This is a genomic window from Micromonospora sp. SCSIO 07396, from assembly GCF_053667945.1.
Genome location: NZ_CM132210.1, coordinates 7,460,452 through 7,477,190, shown reverse-complemented (window position 1 = coordinate 7,477,190; position 16,739 = coordinate 7,460,452). Strand labels below are relative to the sequence as shown.

17 protein-coding genes and 3 tRNA genes are annotated in these 16,739 nt (G+C 70.0%); 2 read left to right on the top strand and 18 right to left on the bottom strand.

The annotated features are described in order from the left end of the window. Positions 1-81: 81 nt before the first annotated feature. From rpoB to ACWCHM_RS32935, 17 genes are all read right to left on the bottom strand, one after another. The gene (gene rpoB, locus ACWCHM_RS33015; RefSeq protein ID WP_204957691.1) at positions 82-3,513 is read right to left on the bottom strand and encodes a DNA-directed RNA polymerase subunit beta; all 3,432 of its coding nucleotides are present in this window, start codon (positions 3,511-3,513) and stop codon (positions 82-84) included. Between the two features lie 590 nt (positions 3,514-4,103). Further along, a complete protein-coding gene (gene rplL / locus ACWCHM_RS33010) occupies positions 4,104-4,493 on the bottom strand; it encodes a 50S ribosomal protein L7/L12 (protein WP_088644794.1) in 390 nt (129 codons plus the stop codon). A gap of 54 nt (positions 4,494-4,547) precedes the next feature. Beyond that, positions 4,548-5,096, bottom strand: coding sequence for a 50S ribosomal protein L10 (gene rplJ / locus ACWCHM_RS33005; protein ID WP_088644793.1), 549 nt, complete (start codon positions 5,094-5,096; stop codon positions 4,548-4,550). A gap of 302 nt (positions 5,097-5,398) precedes the next feature. Next, positions 5,399-6,085 carry a hypothetical protein gene (locus tag ACWCHM_RS33000; protein WP_454221214.1) on the bottom strand — a complete coding sequence of 229 codons (687 nt, stop codon included), beginning with the start codon at positions 6,083-6,085 and terminating at the stop codon, positions 5,399-5,401. Next, positions 6,082-6,906 (bottom strand): ATP-binding cassette domain-containing protein, encoded by an 825-nt coding sequence (locus ACWCHM_RS32995; RefSeq protein WP_454221213.1) that lies wholly within the window; start codon positions 6,904-6,906, stop codon positions 6,082-6,084. The genes ACWCHM_RS33000 and ACWCHM_RS32995 overlap by 4 nt, the downstream gene beginning before the upstream one ends. 83 nt (positions 6,907-6,989) lie before the next feature. Next, positions 6,990-7,706: a 50S ribosomal protein L1 gene (rplA, locus tag ACWCHM_RS32990; RefSeq protein WP_454221212.1), complete on the bottom strand. Its 717-nt coding sequence runs from the start codon at positions 7,704-7,706 to the stop codon at positions 6,990-6,992. Positions 7,707-7,785: 79 nt separating this feature from the next. Beyond that, complete coding sequence (gene rplK, locus ACWCHM_RS32985; RefSeq protein ID WP_204957687.1) at positions 7,786-8,217, bottom strand: 50S ribosomal protein L11; 432 nt, start codon at positions 8,215-8,217, stop codon at positions 7,786-7,788. 187 nt (positions 8,218-8,404) lie between these two features. Continuing rightward, the gene (gene nusG / locus ACWCHM_RS32980) at positions 8,405-9,127 is read right to left on the bottom strand and encodes a transcription termination/antitermination protein NusG (protein WP_088644788.1); all 723 of its coding nucleotides are present in this window, start codon (positions 9,125-9,127) and stop codon (positions 8,405-8,407) included. A 38-nt stretch (positions 9,128-9,165) separates the two neighbouring features. Then, complete coding sequence (secE, locus tag ACWCHM_RS32975) at positions 9,166-9,585, bottom strand: preprotein translocase subunit SecE (protein WP_204957686.1); 420 nt, start codon at positions 9,583-9,585, stop codon at positions 9,166-9,168. Positions 9,586-9,798: 213 nt separating this feature from the next. Further along, positions 9,799-9,871 (bottom strand) — tRNA-Trp (locus ACWCHM_RS32970). Positions 9,872-9,998: 127 nt separating this feature from the next. Continuing rightward, the gene (locus tag ACWCHM_RS32965; RefSeq protein WP_204957685.1) at positions 9,999-10,391 is read right to left on the bottom strand and encodes a MaoC/PaaZ C-terminal domain-containing protein; all 393 of its coding nucleotides are present in this window, start codon (positions 10,389-10,391) and stop codon (positions 9,999-10,001) included. Between the two features lies 1 nt (position 10,392). Beyond that, positions 10,393-10,839, bottom strand: coding sequence for a MaoC family dehydratase N-terminal domain-containing protein (locus ACWCHM_RS32960; protein WP_088644785.1), 447 nt, complete (start codon positions 10,837-10,839; stop codon positions 10,393-10,395). A 135-nt stretch (positions 10,840-10,974) separates the two neighbouring features. Further along, positions 10,975-11,142 carry a 50S ribosomal protein L33 gene (gene rpmG / locus ACWCHM_RS32955; protein WP_013288652.1) on the bottom strand — a complete coding sequence of 56 codons (168 nt, stop codon included), beginning with the start codon at positions 11,140-11,142 and terminating at the stop codon, positions 10,975-10,977. A 132-nt stretch (positions 11,143-11,274) separates the two neighbouring features. After that, positions 11,275-11,347, bottom strand: a tRNA-Met gene (locus ACWCHM_RS32950). 26 nt (positions 11,348-11,373) lie between these two features. Then, positions 11,374-11,446, bottom strand: a tRNA-Thr gene (locus tag ACWCHM_RS32945). A 96-nt stretch (positions 11,447-11,542) separates the two neighbouring features. Beyond that, positions 11,543-14,062: a putative bifunctional diguanylate cyclase/phosphodiesterase gene (locus tag ACWCHM_RS32940; RefSeq protein WP_454221211.1), complete on the bottom strand. Its 2,520-nt coding sequence runs from the start codon at positions 14,060-14,062 to the stop codon at positions 11,543-11,545. A 63-nt stretch (positions 14,063-14,125) separates the two neighbouring features. Beyond that, on the bottom strand, positions 14,126-14,272 hold the full coding sequence (locus ACWCHM_RS32935; RefSeq protein ID WP_169733070.1) for a hypothetical protein: 147 nt from the start codon (positions 14,270-14,272) through the stop codon (positions 14,126-14,128). Positions 14,273-14,961: 689 nt separating this feature from the next. On the opposite strand from ACWCHM_RS32935, the gene ACWCHM_RS32930 reads away from it, so the two are divergent. Together ACWCHM_RS32930 and ACWCHM_RS32925 are read left to right on the top strand one after the other, a co-directional pair. After that, positions 14,962-15,480 carry a hypothetical protein gene (locus ACWCHM_RS32930; RefSeq protein WP_454221210.1) on the top strand — a complete coding sequence of 173 codons (519 nt, stop codon included), beginning with the start codon at positions 14,962-14,964 and terminating at the stop codon, positions 15,478-15,480. Positions 15,481-15,603: 123 nt separating this feature from the next. After that, positions 15,604-16,059, top strand: coding sequence for a hypothetical protein (locus ACWCHM_RS32925; RefSeq protein WP_454221209.1), 456 nt, complete (start codon positions 15,604-15,606; stop codon positions 16,057-16,059). A gap of 103 nt (positions 16,060-16,162) precedes the next feature. Here ACWCHM_RS32925 and ACWCHM_RS32920 read toward each other — a convergent pair whose 3' ends face one another. Then, the gene (locus ACWCHM_RS32920; protein ID WP_454221208.1) at positions 16,163-16,705 is read right to left on the bottom strand and encodes a DapH/DapD/GlmU-related protein; all 543 of its coding nucleotides are present in this window, start codon (positions 16,703-16,705) and stop codon (positions 16,163-16,165) included. Between the last annotated feature and the right edge of the window lie 34 nt (positions 16,706-16,739).

The window sequence follows — 16,739 nt, the reverse complement described above, 5'->3', positions numbered from 1 at the left end:
TATGTCCCCTATGTCGTCGTCTTTACAGCTAGATCACGGGCGGGGTCGGGAGCCGGACAGCCGGCCCCCGACCCGCACCACTTACACCTCTTCGACCGAGCTCGGCTCGCGCCGGGACAGGTCGATGCCCAGCTCCTCCGCGGCCCGGAACACCTCGTCGTCGGTCTCGCGCATCTCCAGGGCCACCCCGTCGCTGCTGAGCACCTCGACGTTCAGGCACAGCGACTGGAGCTCCTTGAGCAGCACCTTGAACGACTCCGGGATGCCCGGCTCCGGGATGTTCTCGCCCTTGACGATCGCCTCGTAGACCTTGACCCGGCCCAGGACGTCGTCGGACTTGATCGTCAGCAGTTCCTGCAGGGCGTAGGCGGCGCCGTACGCCTGCATCGCCCAGCACTCCATCTCACCGAAGCGCTGGCCACCGAACTGCGCCTTACCACCCAGCGGCTGCTGCGTGATCATCGAGTACGGACCGGTCGACCGGGCGTGGATCTTGTCGTCGACCAGGTGGTTGAGCTTCAGGATGTAGATGTAGCCGACCGCGATCGGGTCGGGCAGCGGCTCGCCGGAACGACCGTCGAACAGCTGCGCCTTGCCGGAGGAACCGATCAGCTGCTTGCCGTCCCGGTTGGGCAGGGTCGACGCGAGCAGACCGGAGATCTCCTCCTCGCGGGCACCGTCGAAGACCGGCGTGGCCACGTTGGTGTCCGGCTCGGACTCGTGCGCCTCGATCGAGCGGAGCTGACGCTTCCACTCGGTGTCGTCGCCGTCCACGCTCCAGCCGGTCTTGGCCACCCACCCGAGGTGGGTCTCCAGGACCTGGCCGATGTTCATCCGGGACGGCACACCCAGCGGGTTCAGCACGATGTCGACCGGGGTGCCGTCCTCCAGGAACGGCATGTCCTCGATCGGCAGGATCTTCGAGATGACACCCTTGTTGCCGTGCCGGCCGGCGAGCTTGTCGCCGTCCTGGATCTTGCGCTTCTGGGCGACGTACACCCGGACCAGCTCGTTGACGCCCGGCGGCAGCTCGTCGCCGTCCTCGCGGGAGAAGGTCCGCACCCCGATGACCGTGCCGGTCTCGCCGTGCGGCACCTTCAGCGAGGTGTCCCGGACCTCCCGGGCCTTCTCACCGAAGATCGCCCGCAGCAGCCGCTCCTCCGGGGTCAGCTCGGTCTCGCCCTTCGGCGTCACCTTGCCGACCAGGATGTCGCCGGGGACGACCTCGGCGCCGATCCGGATGATGCCGCGCTCGTCGAGGTCGGCGAGCATCTCCTCGCTGACGTTCGGGATGTCCCGGGTGATCTCCTCCGGGCCGAGCTTGGTGTCCCGGGCGTCGACCTCGTGCTCCTCGATGTGGATCGAGGTGAGCACGTCCTGCTGCACGAGGCGCTGCGACAGGATGATCGCGTCCTCGTAGTTGTGGCCCTCCCAGCACATGAACGCGACCAGCAGGTTGCGTCCGAGCGCCATCTCGCCCTCGTCGGTGCACGGACCGTCGGCGATGACCTGGCCGGCCTCGACGCGGTCGCCCTCGAAGACGACCGGCTTCTGGTTGACGCAGGAGCCGGCGTTGGAGCGGCGGAACTTGTGCAGCAGGTACGTCCGGCGGTGGCCGTCGTCCTGGTGGATGGTGATGTAGTCGGCGCAGAGATCCTCGATCACGCCACCGACCTCGGCCACCACCACGTCACCGGCGTCGACCGCGGCGCGGTATTCCATGCCGGTGCCGACCAGCGGCGACTCCGCCTTGACCAGCGGCACCGCCTGGCGCTGCATGTTGGCGCCCATCAGCGCGCGGTTGGCGTCGTCGTGCTCCAGGAACGGGATCATCGCGGTCGCGACCGAGGTCATCTGCCGCGGCGACACGTCCATGTAGTCGACGGCGCCGGGGACCACGTCCTCGGTCTCGCCACCCTTACGGCGACACAGCACCCGGTCCTCGGCGAACGTGCCGTCGGACTTGAGCGGCGCGTTGGCCTGGGCCTTGACGAACCGGTCCTCCTCGTCCGCGGTCAGGTAGTCGATCTGGTCGGTGACCCGACCCTCGACGACCTTCCGGTACGGCGTCTCGATGAAGCCGAACGGGTTGACCCGGGCGAAGGTGGACAGCGCGCCGATCAGGCCGATGTTCGGGCCTTCCGGCGTCTCGATCGGGCACATCCGGCCGTAGTGGGACGGGTGCACGTCGCGGACCTCGAAGCCGGCCCGCTCCCGGGACAGACCACCCGGGCCGAGCGCGCTCAGCCGCCGCCGGTGGGTCAGGCCCGCCAGCGGGTTGGTCTGGTCCATGAACTGGGACAGCTGCGACGTACCGAAGAACTCCTTGATCGCCGCCACCACCGGGCGGATGTTGATCAGGGTCTGCGGCGTGATCGCCTCGACGTCCTGGGTGGTCATCCGCTCACGGACGACCCGCTCCATCCGGGAGAGACCCACCCGGACCTGGTTCTGGATCAGCTCGCCCACGGTACGCAGGCGACGGTTGCCGAAGTGGTCGATGTCGTCGGCCTCGTAGCCGTCCTCACCGGCGTGCAGCCGGCAGAGGTACTCCACGGTGGCGACGACGTCGTCCTCGGTGAGCGTGCCGGTGGTGATCGGCACGTCGAGTTCGAGCTTCTTGTTGAACTTGTACCGACCGACCTTGGCGACGTCGTACCGCTTCGGGTTGAAGAAGAGGTTGTCGAGCAGGGTCTGGGCGTTCTCGCGGGTCGGCGGCTCGCCAGGGCGGAGCTTGCGGTAGATGTCGAGCAGGGCCTCGTCCTGGCCGGCGATGTGGTCCTTTTCGAGCGTGGTCATCATCAGCTCGGACCAGCCGAACTTCTCGCGGATCTGCTCGGCGGACCAACCGATGGCCTTGAGCAGGACCGTGACGGCCTGCCGGCGCTTGCGGTCGATGCGGACGCCGACCGTGTCGCGCTTGTCGATGTCGAACTCCAGCCAGGCACCCCGGCTGGGGATGACCTTGACGCTGGAGAGGTCGCGGTCGGAGGTCTTGTCCGGCTGCTTGTCGAAGTAGACGCCCGGGGACCGGACGAGCTGGCTGACCACGACGCGCTCGGTGCCGTTGATGATGAACGTGCCCTTGGGCGTCATCATCGGGAAGTCACCCATGAACACCGTCTGGCTCTTGATCTCGCCGGTGGTGTTGTTGGTGAACTCCGCCGTCACGAACAGCGGGGCGCAGTAGGTCAGGTCCTTCTCCTTGCACTCCTCGATCGAGGCCTTGACCTCGTCGAAGCGCGGTGCCGAGAAGGACAGCGACATGGTGCCGGAAAAGTCCTCAATGGGACTGATCTCGTCGAGGATTTCCGCGAGACCCGAGCGTGCGTGCGGGTCGTCCGCCGACCGGCCCTGCCAAGCCTCGTTGCCGACGAGCCAGTCGAAGGACTCGTTCTGGATGGCGAGGAGGTTGGGGACCTCGAGGTGTTCGGTGATCCTGCCGAAAGAAACTCGGCGGGGCGCGAAAGCGCTCGACGTACGACTGGTCTTCGCAGGGCGGGAAGCTGCCAAGATGCGTCCTTCCGAGGACCGGTGCTGCAGAACGGCTGGTACGCGTGCACTCCAATGACCCCACCAGAAATATCCGTAACCGGACATTTCCGAGCAGGGGTCAAGTCGGAAGGCAGCGCAAACTAGCAGTGTAGCCGAGAGGCTAACCGCTGTCCAGCCCATCCCGCAGGTCGTCGCGGAACGCGCCACGGGACCCCGGAGAACGGGGTCACACCGGGCCGCTCGGAACACGACGTTCCTGTCGGACCGCCCGGGTGGAGCGGCTGCTGGTGCTGCCGCAGCCATTACCCGGGAGGGGGCCGTCGCAAGCGCGGAAGGTCTTGCTGGTGTCAGCGTGCCTGGCAGGCCGGGGCCACGTCAAGAGGCTCCAAGCGCCTGCTCGACGGGTTTCCCACGGACGGGCTACCCACGGCGTCACCACGATGTCGCACCACGAGTGCGAACACCCTGCTCACACCACTGATACCCGGAGTCACCAAGCAGGACGGGCGGTGATCCGTGTATCGGATCACCGCCCGTTCAGTTCGTGGTGTGCCGCGACTCACCCGAGCCGGACACGCGCCACTGTCGACCCCAGGGTCGACCTCAGGTCACTTGAGGGTGACCTTGGCGCCCTCACCCTCGAGCTTGGCCTTGGCCTTCTCGGCGGTCTCCTTGTTGACCTTCTCCAGGATCGCCTTCGGCGCGGACTCGACCGCGTCCTTGGCCTCCTTGAGGCCCAGGCCGGTCAGCTCACGCACGACCTTGATGACCTGGATCTTCTTGCCACCGTCGGCCTCCAGGACGACGTCGAACTCGTCCTTCTCCTCCTCGACCGGCGCGGCGGCGGCACCACCGGCACCACCCGCGGCGGCAACCGCGACCGGCGCGGCGGCGGTGACCTCGAAGGTCTCCTCGAACTGCTTCACGAACTCGGAGAGCTCGATCAGCGTCATCTCCTTGAACGCGTCGAGCAGCTCGTCGGTGCTGAGCTTCGCCATGTCTGGCGTCCTTTCTCGCAATGAAAATTAAAGAACGTGGTGCGCCGGGGGGCCTCAGGCCGCCTCGGCGCCCTCCTGCTCGCGCTTCTTGTCCGCCAGGGCGGCCGCCGCGCGGGCGGCCTTGGAGAGCGGCGCCTGGAACAGGGCCGCGGCCTTGCTCAGGTTGCCCTTCATCGCGCCGGCCAGCTTGGCCAGCAGCACCTCACGGGACTCCAGGTCGGCGAGCTTCGTGACCTCGGCCGCGGAAATGGCCTTGCCCTCGAACACACCGCCCTTGATGACGAGCTTCGGGTTGGCCTTCGCGAAGTCGCGAAGACCCTTCGCCGCCTCGACGACGTCGCCCGAAACGAAAGTCAGCGCGGTAGGACCGGTGAACAGCTCGTCGAGGCCGGAGATGCCCGCCTCGGTCGCGGCACGCTTGGCCAGCGTGTTCTTCGCAACCGTGTAGGTGGTCTCCTTGCCGAGCGAGCGCCGCAGCTGGGTGAGCTGGGAAACCGTCAGACCACGGTACTCGGTGAGCACCGCGGCGCCCGAGGTACGGAAGCTCTCGGTCAGCTCAGCGACGGCCGTGGCCTTGTCGGCCCGGATCGGCTTGTCCGCCATGTCCCTCCTCTCTCGTTACTCGGAGCTGGTCGCCGTCGCGCGGCACGAAACTCTGCGACGACGCCGGAGGCCTCACGACAACGAAAAAGCCCCGGCGCAGGGCGCGCGGGGCGAGGACCGGACCGATCACCATGGTCGGCGGACCACGGAAAGGAACCGTATTACGCTTACCGCCCTGCGCGGGTCGCCCGTCGTCGCGGAGCCTTCGACCGTGCCGGGGCACGGTGACCAGCGGTCTCTGGGTGGAACTACCGCACCAGGTTACGCGACGGCCCGGCCATCACCAAATCGCCCTCCGTTGCTCACGGACGGACCCGCCGCCACCGGACGTAGCCGGCCAACGCCACCCCCGCCCACACCAGCGCCCAGGCCGACAGGAACAGCGCGGTGCCGGCGGGCAGGGAACCGGCGAGCGCCCGCGCGGTGGCCAGCACCGGCGGCACCAGCCAGGGCGCCACCGAGCCGCGCAGGCCCAGCGCGAGGGTGCCGACCGCGCCCACGGCGAGCACGGCGACGCCGTACCCGGCGCTGCGGGTGAGCGCCCGGCTGGCCAGGGCGCCCAGGGCCACCGCCGGCAGCAGGGCGAGCAGGTGCGCCCACAGGCCGAGGGCCAACGCCGCCACCACCGGCGGATCACCCGGGCCGGGCGTGGCCACCCCGCCGACCGGCCACGGGAAGACCAGCGCGACCAGCACCGTGCCCAGCCCGGCGAGGACGGCCGCGAACAGCCCGGCGCACCGCTCCCGGACCGGGCCGACAAGCACCTGCGCCAGCCGGCGCTGCACGTCCGGTTCGACGTCCAGCAGGATCTTGGTCTGCCAGGCCAGCACCGGGAAGAGCACCACCGCGCTGACGCCGTACGCCTCCGCCGGGCGGGCCCGGCCGCCGCCGTACAGGATGCCGAGGGCCAGCAGGCCGGCCAGCAGCGGCGCCAGCGCCCGTCCGGTACGCAGGAAACCGGCCAACCGCATCCGCACCAGCGCGCTCACCGGGCCCCCTCCCCCGCCCGGCCGTCCCGCGCCGGCTCGCCCGCCGACCCGGCCTCGACGGGTGGGACGGGTGCCGGTGGGGGCGTGCCGGCGGGTTCGCGTACCCGCAGGATCCGGTGGCCGTCGGCGCGCAACCGGGCGACGGTGCCGGCCACCCGCGCGGCCGGCACCGCGACCTCGACCACGGCGACGGCCGCGTCACCCGTGGCCGGCTCATCGGTGAGCAGACCGTCGGCGACCGTCCAGTGCCGGGCCCCGGGCAGCCAGACCGTCTCGCCCCGGTGGTCGCTGACCAGGACCGCTCCCCCGGCCGCCAGCACCTCGTCGACCAGTTCCGGGACCAGGCCGCGGGCGGCTGCGTCCAGCCCCTCCCAGGGCTCGTCGAGGACCAGCAGGCCGGGGGTGCGCAGCATCGCCTGGGCCAGGCCGACCTTCTGCGCGGTGCCCTTGGACAGGTCGGGCAGGCGGACCGTACGGAACGGGGTCAGGCCCAGCCGGTCGGTCCACCTGTCGACGGCCCGGTCGGCGTCGGCCCGGCCCAGGCCGGCGGCCCGGCCCATGGCGGTGAGGTAGCGGGTCACGGTGAACGGCTGGTCGGCGGGGAACCGCTCGGGTACCCAGCCGACCCGGTGGGGACGGTCGACCACCCGGCCCCGGACCGGCCGCAGCACCCCGGCGCAGAGTTGCAGGAGGGTCGACTTGCCGGCCCCGTTGCGGCCGAGCACCACCGCCACCTCGCCCGGGTCGAGGCGGGCCGTGACGCCGCGCAACACCCAGGGGCCGCTCCGGCGGTACCGGAGCCGGACGTCCTCCAGTCGCATGGGGGTGAGCCTGCCACAGCCCGACACACGGCAGGGGCCCCGCCACGGTGCGTGGCGGGGCCCCTGCGCGGGAGCGGTCGGGATCAGCTCTCGACGGCGGTCTCCTGGAGGTTCTTCACCACGTTCGGGTCGATCGGGACGCCCGGACCCATCGTGGTGGCCAGGGTGACCTTCTTGAGGTACTTGCCCTTGGCCGCGGACGGCTTGGCGCGGAGCACCTCGTCCAGCACCGCGGCGTAGTTGTCGATCAGCTGGGTCTCCGAGAACGAGGCCTTGCCGATGATCAGGTGGAGGTTGGAGTGCTTGTCCACCCGGAAGGTGATCTTGCCGCCCTTGATGTCCGAGACGGCCTTGGTGACGTCCATGGTCACGGTGCCGGTCTTCGGGTTCGGCATCAGGCCGCGCGGGCCCAGGATCCGCGCGATCCGGCCGATCTTGGCCATCTGGTCCGGCGTGGCGATCGCCGCGTCGAAGTCCAGCCAGCCGCCCTGGATCCGGGCGACCAGCTCGTCCGTGCCCACCTCGTCGGCACCGGCGGCGACGGCCTCCTCGGCCTTCGCGCCGGCGGCGAAGACGATCACGCGGGCGGTCTTACCGGTGCCGTGCGGCAGGTTGACCACGCCGCGGACCATCTGGTCCGCCTTGCGGGGGTCGACGCCGAGGCGCATGGCGACCTCGACCGTGGCGTCGAACTTGGCGCTGGTGGTGTCCTTGGCGAGCTTGACCGCCTCGGCCGGGGTGTAGAGCTTCGACTTGTCGATCGCCTCGGCGGCCTTGCGGTACGTCTTGCTGCGCTGCATCTCGGGTTACTCCTGTGGTCTCTGGCGGGCCGCGGTCGACGCGCGCCCTCCCACGAACTGGTCTGGGGACTGACGGACGTCAGTCGTTGACGACGATGCCCATCGACCGGGCGGTACCGGCGATGATCTTCGCAGCCTGGTCGACGTCGTTGGCGTTGAGGTCGACCATCTTCTTCTCGGCGATCTCGCGCACCTGGGCCTGGCTCACCGAGCCGACCTTCTGGCTCTGCGGCACGCCGGAGCCCTTCTCCACACCGGCTGCCTTGAGCAGCAGCCGGGCGGCGGGCGGGGTCTTCAGGACGAAGGTGAAGGAGCGGTCCTCGTAGACGCTGATCTCGGCGGGGACGATGTCGCCCCGCTGGGACTCGGTCTGCGCGTTGTAGGACTTGCAGAACTCCATGATGTTCACGCCGTGCTGACCGAGCGCGGGGCCCACCGGCGGCGCCGGGGTCGCCTGGCCCGCCTTCAGCTGAAGCGTGAACGTCTTGACGAGCTTCTTCTTCGGAGGCATGTCACTTCCTGGGGCTTGGAACTGGGAAAGGTGCCGGCCACGGGCGCGCACGGTCAGCGCGGTGCCACAGCGACGACATTCAAGGGTAGCGCAGCGCCCGGCGACCCTCTGCGCCGAGGTCCGCGCCGGGGCGGAACGACGTCGCCGGCGGCGGGCCGTGGCCCACCGCCGGCGACGGGGAACGACGTCAGATCTTGGCGACCTGGTTGAAGTTCAGCTCGACCGGGGTCTCCCGGCCGAAGATCGACACCAGCACCTTGAGCTTCTGCTGGTCGGCGTTGATCTCGCTGATCGTCGCCGGCAGCGAGGCGAACGCCCCGTCGGTGACGGTGACCGAGTCGCCCACCTCGAAGTCGAGGACCTTGATCTCGGGCTTGGCCTTCTTCTGCTCGGTCTCCACCGCCGGGGCCAGCCACTTGAGCACCTCGTCGAGGCTCAGCGGCGCCGGCCGGTCGGCCCGGTCGGTGGCCCCCACGAACCCGGTGACCCCCGGCGTGTTGCGCACGCAGGAGTAGGACTCGGCGGTCAGCTCCATCCGGACCAGGATGTAGCCGGGGAAGACCTTGGCCTGGATCTGGGAACGCTTGCCGTTCTTGACCTCGACCTCTTCCCGGGTCGGCACCTCGACCTGGTAGATGAACTCCTCCATGTCGAGGGAGGTGATCCGGGTCTCGAGGTTGGTCTTGACCTTGTTCTCGTAACCGGCGTACGAGTGCACCACGTACCAGTCGCCAGGCGCGTAGCGCAGCTTCTGGCGCAGCTCGGCGACCGGGTCGTAGTCCTCGTCCGGCTCCGGCTCCGTGGTCGGGAATTCCGGCTCGCTGGCGGCCTCGACCGACTCGTCACTCGCCGCCGTCGCGACCGTGGACTGGTCGTCCGTGGTCTCGGCGGTCTCGTCGTACTCAGGCACGCTTGCTCACTTCCGTCACTATCGGCTCAGTCGGCCGGTCAGCTGGGGCTGCCGAAGACCCACAGCACGCCCTTCGCGAAGGCGAAGTCGAGCAGGCCCACGATGGTCAGCATCACCGCGACGAAGGTGACCACCACGGCCGTGTAGGTCAGCAGCTCCTTGCGGGTCGGCCAGATGACCTTACGCAGTTCGGCGACGACCTCGCGGAAGAAACGCGCGATGCGGGCGAACGGCCCCACCCGGTCGGTCTCGGAGCGGGTCTTCGGCTTGCTGTCGGCGGCGCCCGCACGGGTCCGCGACCGGGTCGCGGTGCCGCCCCGGGATACCGGCTCGTCCGCGTCGGTGGCGTCGTCGTCGATGGCGTCGCTGTCGGCGGTCACCTCGTCGACGACCTCGTCGCGCTCGTCGCGCAGACCGTCGTCGCCGGCGTCCTCGCCGCGCCGCTTGCTCTCGGCCACTTCGCCCTCCGTCGCGGGATGTCGGTTCGTACGCCGGGAGGCGTACGCGGCGCTGGTCACGCCGGCCGGACCAACCGTCCCGCGACGGGCCGCGGCCGGCGGACCGGACGAAGGGCCCCGAGTCGCCTCGAAGCCACCCCGCCGATGCCACCACCACGGGCCGGACGCCGCCTTACGGCGGCGCGACCCACGGGAACGGTCAGGCCTGAGGCGCAGGGGTGACAGGACTTGAACCTGCAGCCTGCGGTTTTGGAGACCGCTGCTCTGCCAATTGAGCTACACCCCTGTGCGGCAACGCTCGCCCTACCCGGCCTGCGCGGCCGAGCAGGGGTCACTTGCCCCACGGCGGACCAGTGTACGGGTAGCGCCCCGACTTTCCCAACCGGTCCCGCCCGGTCCGTTCCGACGACCTGTCAGCCGGCCGTCCGCACGAGCGCCCGCGCCTGCGACAGGACCTTCTCGCCGCCGCACCTGGCGGTCACATCGAGCCTGGTCAGACCGGCTTCAGTGACCTCCTTGACCACCGCGTCGACGGTGATCTCGGTGCCCTCGTCGTCGTCCGGGACGACCACCGGCCTGGTGAACCGCACCCCGAACTCGACCACCGCGTCGGGCGCGCCGGCCCACTCGGCGACCGCCCGACCGACGAGCGCCATGGTGAACATGCCATGCGCGATCACCCCGGGCAGCCCCACCTTCGTGGCGGTCCGGTCGCTCCAGTGGATCGGATTGAAGTCCCCCGAGGCGCCCGCATAGCGGACCAGGTCCGCCCGGGTCACCCGGAACGTACGGGTCGACAGTTCCACGTCAGGACTCCCCACGGACGACGAGCTTGGACCAGACGGCGACCACCGGCTCACCGGCCACGGTGGTCACGTCGGTGCGGGTGGTGAGGAAGCCGTGCCCGCTGCGGGAGCTGATCTCCTCGATGGTGTTCACGCAGACCAGCTCGTCACCGGCCACCACCGGCCGGGTGTAGGCGAACCGCTGGTCGCCGTGCACCACCCGGCTGTAGTCGACCCCGAGCGCCGGATCGTCCACGATCTGCTGGCTGGCGGCCATGGTGATCAGGACCGGGAAGGTGGGCGGGGCGACCACGTCCGGGTGGCCGAGCGCACGGGCCGCCGCTGGGTCGTGGTGGGCCGGGTCGGTGGCGCCGATGGCGGTGGCGAACTCGCGGATCTTTTCTCGGCCCACCTGGTAGGGGGCGGTCGGCGGGTACGTCCGGCCGACGAAGGACGGGTCCAGGGACATGCCGCCGAACCTACACGGGACACACGAACGCCGACCCGTACGGGCGGGGCGACCGTGAAAGGCCACGCCAGCCGTGCGGATCGGCGTCCGGGGTGAAGCTGCTGCGGACCGGGCCGGCCTACTGCCGGCCGCGAGTCAGCGGGTCTCGCGGTGGACCGTGTGCTTGCCGTCCCGGGGGCAGAACTTCTTCAGCTCGATGCGGTCCGGGTCGTTGCGGCGGTTCTTGCGCGTGATGTAGTTGCGCTCCTTGCACTCCACACACGCCAAAGTGATCTTCGGCCGGACATCGGTCGCCTTCGCCACGGCGGAGTGCCTTCCTCGCTACGGATATCAACTACAGCGCATCAGCCTACGCGGACAACGCCGGGACATGCAAAGCGGGCGCCAGTGGCGCCCGTCCCACCGACCACCGGGGATGAGCCCGGAGGACGAGAGTAGCGGTGGCCGGACTTGAACCGGCGACACAGCGATTATGAGCCGCTTGCTCTGCCATCTGAGCTACACCGCCGCAGGCGGGTCCAGCCGGACCCTCTGAGCCCCCTTACGGAATCGAACCGTAGACCTTCTCCTTACCATGGAGACGCTCTGCCGACTGAGCTAAGGGGGCCTACCCGATCACCCCGGAGGGCGTCGCGCAGGGGATACATTACACGGCACCGCGCCGGGGGTGAAATGGGATCCCCCCGTACCGCGTCGTCGCAGCTCAGGGCACGACGCGGAGCCTCGGCAGCGCGTCCGGGCCGATCACCTCCGGGTCGGTCTGGGCACCGAACCAGGCCTCCAGCCGCTCGTACGGCAGCGGCCGGCTGAACAGGAAGCCCTGCCCGATCTCGCAGCCGATGTCCTGGAGCAGTTCGAGGGTCAGCTCGCTCTCCACCCCCTCGGCCACCACCGCCAGGCCGAACTGCTGGGAGAGCGACACCACCGCGTTCACGATCGCCAGGTCCCCCGGGTCGGTCGCCATCCCCTGCACGAACGACCGGTCCACCTTCACCTCGTGCACCGGCAGCCGGCGCAGCTGGGCCAGCGACGAGTTGCCCGTGCCGAAGTCGTCGACCGCCAGCCGGACGCCGAGGTCCCGCAACCGGCGCAGGGTGGGAATGGGTCGCTCGGTGCCGTCCAGGACCGCCGCCTCGGGGATCTCGACGGTCAGCAGCTGCGGTGGGACGCCGTACTCGGCCAGCAGCTCGCCGACCCGGTCCGGGAAGTGCCGGTCGGTCAGCGAACGGGCGGCGATGTTGACCGCCACCGCCAACGGCTGCCCGGTGTGGCTCCAGTCCCGGCTGCGGCGCAGCCCCTCACGGAGGACGAACTCGGTGAGCCGGCCCAACTGCCCGGTGTGCTCGGCGACCGCGACGAAGTCCTCCGGGGAGACCGTGCCGTGCGCCGGGTGCTCCCAGCGGGCCAGGCACTCCACCCCGAGCAGGCGGCGGTCCCGCAGGGTCACCTTCGGCTGGAAGTAGACCTCCAGCTCCCCCTCGTCGAGGGCGCGGCGCAGGTCACCGGCGAGGCCGAGCCGGCGCAGCGACCGCGACTCCAGCGCCGGGTTGAACAACTGGACGCTGCCCGGCACCGCCTTGGCCGCGGTGGCCGCCAGGTCGACCCGTTGCAACAGCACGGCGGCGTCGCTGCCGTGATCCGGGTGCACCGCCACCCCGACCGCGGTGTCCACGTCGAGGGTGAGCGCGTCGAACACCATCTCGTCGCGGATCTGCTCGCGGAGCTGGGCGGCCAGTTCCAGGGCCGCCTCGGCGTTCTCCAGCCGCAGCGTCACCAGGAACTCGTCCCCGCCGGCCCGGCCCACCAGAGCCGACGAGGGGGCGCAGGCACGCAGCCGGTCGGCCACCTCGACGAGGACCTTGTCCCCCGCCGCGTGGCCCAGCGACTCGTTGACCTGACGCAGGCCGTCGACGTCGAAGAGGAGGACGGCGACCACCTCACCGGGCGCCCTGATCTTGACCGCCTCGGCCAGCGCGGCGGTGATCCGCCGCCGGTTGGGCAGCGTGGTCAGCGCGTCGTGGTAGGCGTCGTGGCGCAGCCGGTCGACCAGCCGGGAATTCTCCAGGGCGACGGCGGCGTGCGCGGCCACCGTCTCGAAGACCGGGATGTCACTGGTGGTGAAGTGGCCGATGTCGCTGAGCCGGTTGGTCACCTCCAGGGTGCCGATCACCGCCTGGCCCGACCGCAGCGGCACCACGATGGCGTCCTTGACCTGCTGCGCGCCGACCTCCCGGCGCAACGCCGTGTCGTCGCCGAGCAACCGCCCGATGGACAGCGTCTTGCCCAGCTCGCGGGCCTGTTCCCGGAAGACGGTCGGGGTGGGCGCGACGTCGAGCAGGCCGGGGGTGTCGACCCGGGCGGTCAGCAGCACCTCGGGGTGCCGGCGCTGGGCGGGCAGCCACAGGGTGGCGTACTCGGCCTGCATCAGGCCCCGCACCCGGTCGAGCAGGATGTCGGCGATCGCGCCCTCGGCGCTGTTGGTGAGCAACCGGGTCAGGTCGTACATGCCGGTCAGGGTGCGGTGCTGCCGGAAGAACTGCGAGTAGGACCGGTAGACCTGGAACAACGCCGCGAACAACGCGGCCAGCAGCAGCACCGACCACCAGGTGGTCTTCAACGCGATCAGGACGAGCAGGCCCACCGAGGCGTTGATCGAGGTGGTGAGGAAGACCGACGGCGCGGTCCGCAGCGCCTCCCGGCCGGCCTGCCAGCCCTGGAGCAGCACGTGCACCCCGGCCACCGAGAGCAGGCTGACCAGGGTGATGGTGTTGACCGCCAGGAACAGGATGCCCCAGGTGCCCGGCCCCACCCCCTTGAGCGGGGGCAGGGCCAGCAGGAGCAGCCCGGCCAACGAGGTGGCCGCCGCCGCCTTCGCGACGTTGAACCACAGCTTGGCCGGGGCGAACCGGTGTGACGCACTCCAGATCAGCACGGAGAGCGTGTAGATGAGCACCACGATCAGCGGTGGCAGGAAGAAGAGCGCGACGACGAGGGGCACCTCGGTCAACGTCACGCCGACGGACTGCCGTCGGACTATGACGTTGAGGACCGGGATGCTGATCCCCGTCATCGCCACGAAGAGAACGAACGCCAGGCCCCACTTCCCGAACTCGGGACGCAGGACACCGATCGCGGTGCTGAAGACGATGGCCAGCAGGGCCAGGGGTGCGGTGATGAACCAGGCGCGTTCGGTGGACTTACGCCGCTGATCTCGGCTGGCCATGCGCCACCCTCTCCCTGAGAGACGTCACCCCCAGGACACCGGGAGCGGGGACGACGCGGGGGCTTAGCGCGCGCCGCCCATCGTCCAGACGACGTCCGCCATTTGCGCGCTGCCGTCGATGGATTGGACGCCGGCGACGGCGAGTCCACCCAGGATGGTGGCGAGCACGAGGAGCGAGCCAAACAGCCGGCCCAGCCTTCGACCAGACATGATTGCTCCTGTCGAGAGAGTGTTCACGGGGGATGGTGGAGGTTCCACGATCGTGCCACACCTCGGGTACCCAGAAAAGCGGGGAGAGCGGTGCTGGTCCGAGCAGCGGAGAGGTTCCGCCGTTCGGACCACCACCGTCGCCTCCCCGTGCCAGATCAGCGGCACCAGGACGGGTAACAGCCTCCACGAATCGCCCAATGTCACTATCGACGCAAACCCGATCTTAACGGCGCGAGGCCGCTGTCCGGGTGGCAGGGCGACCGTCGGATTCGAGGGTCGCGACGACTGCTCCCGGAACCGTCACATCGATCACCATAGCTCATTTCGTCAGGTACGGAAGCGGCCTGTCGGGAGTCGACGGACTCCGCACCAGATCAACGACAAAACACGCGTACGGTGGCGAGCCGGCGCGAGCAGGTGAAACACCCGCCGAGGCGGTCGGACCCCGTGATGTCGTACCCCGATGATGTCGTGAATCCATGACATCGCAGACACCGGTGACGCCGGTGATCGAGGAACGGACGCCCCAGCCGTACCTGGGATCCGACGCACGGTGACCGTCGGCGACGCCGCGGCTGCCTGGCCGACCTCGACTGGTTGACCGCGCGCCGGCCACTGCGAACGGTGCGGCGGGTTGCCGCGGGCGTTATCGCCGAGACACCGCCGGCCGGACAGCGGACCATGTACCGATGCGACCCGACGATGCGCTGGCCCGCCTCCAGGAGGCCGCCGTCCTGTGGAGCGTCGGATCGGGCACGCCGGGCGGGGTGATCGGGGCCGCCTGCGACTGCCTGGTAGCGGGCGTGGACACCCCGACGCTTCGCATCCTGTCGGGTATCTCCCCCACTCCCGGCAGCGAGAGCGACGAACTAGGTCGGTGGCTCGGCGACGCGCTGGCGGAACTCTCGTTGACGTTCTTTCCGGAGGGCAGCCGGGCGGGTGAGGACGAAGCCGTCCGGATCATGGCACGCCGACTGCTCGACCGGACGATCACCGCCCGCGCCCTCACCTCCTGGGCGTACGGGTTCATCACCCGGGACGGGACTCCGCTGGCGGCCGGGCTCATCGACCTGGAGTACGCGTACGAGATCGTCGAGGCCGTCGTCCACGACGGGCAGCCGTACCCGGACGATGCGGTTGCGGGAGTCGATGCGGATGTGGTCGCCGAGGCCCGGCGGCTGCTCGGCGGCACAGCGGGAGACGGCTGAGCCACCGCCCCCGCCTGAACGACCGCCCCCGGCGTCTGCGGTGTTCCCGCGTACTCCACCGGCCGTGCTGCTGGCACCGAGACCATGGGATATCTGGGGCGGTATGGGGGTATGTCGGGGGTTATGGCAGGTCAGCATGGTGCAATAGACGAGGAGCACGCACGGCCGGCGGGAGTCGACGACGCGACGGTCGAGGCGTTGGGCAAGTTGAGTGAGGCGTTGGAGACGATCCACCGGGTGCGTGGGCACCTCTACTCCGCGCACCAACTCGTCGGCGGCGCGGACCTCACCCTGGACCGGGTGGTGGAGCTGCTGCGCGGGGCCGGGCACGACGAGGTGGCCGACCGGGTCGAACACGAGCTGCTGGGGCGTAACCTGCTGCCCGGCCGGTGGACGTTCCAGATCGTGGAGGAGTTCGACGACGGCTACTACGCCACGTTCCAGGAGATCGAACGGTACGCCCGGGAGAAGCTGGTCGACGGCCGGCGGCACCTCTACGAGGCGGAGATGAAGCAGCGGCGGCGTACCCACGGCATGCCCGGCCACGAGGCCACGCCGGAGTCGGCGCGGCCTCGCTGACCGGGACGGGCGTCGCGATGATCCACGCAACTGGGCCCGAGTAGCGGTATCCGCCGCGCCCCGATACCGCTACCTCGGCCCGGTAGCGAGGCGGGCGGGGGGGTCACCACTGGCGGCGTACGCCCGCTTTGGGGCCGGCGACCAGGGTGGCGGGCGGGACGTCGTCGGCGACCACCGCGCCGGCCGCCACCACGGCATCGCGGCCGATGCGGACGCCGGGGAGGATCGTCGCGCCGGCCCCGATCCAGACGTTCTCCGCCACGTCGATAGGCGCACCGGTCAGCCACTCCTGCCGCTGCGCGGGGTCGACCGGATGACCGAGGGTGATGAAGGTGGCCTTCGGGCCGATCATGACGCCCTCGCCGAGCCGGATACCGGCATAGTCGAGGAACGTGCAGTTCTGGTTGATGAACACCCGCTCCGCGATCTCCAGATTGAGGCCGTGGTCGGTGAAGAACGGCGGATAGATGGTGACCCGCGCCGGCAGCGGCCGGCCGAGGAGCTGCGCCAACAGCTCCGCCCGCCCGGCCTCGTCGTCGAAGGGCAGCACGTTCAGCCGGGACGTCAACTCGGTGGCCCGCAGCACCCTCGCCGCCATCGCCTGGAACTCGGGGCTGTGGATACGCATGAAGCGGTCGTCGGACATCCCGCGATCCTCGCCGACGTTCCCCGTACCCGAC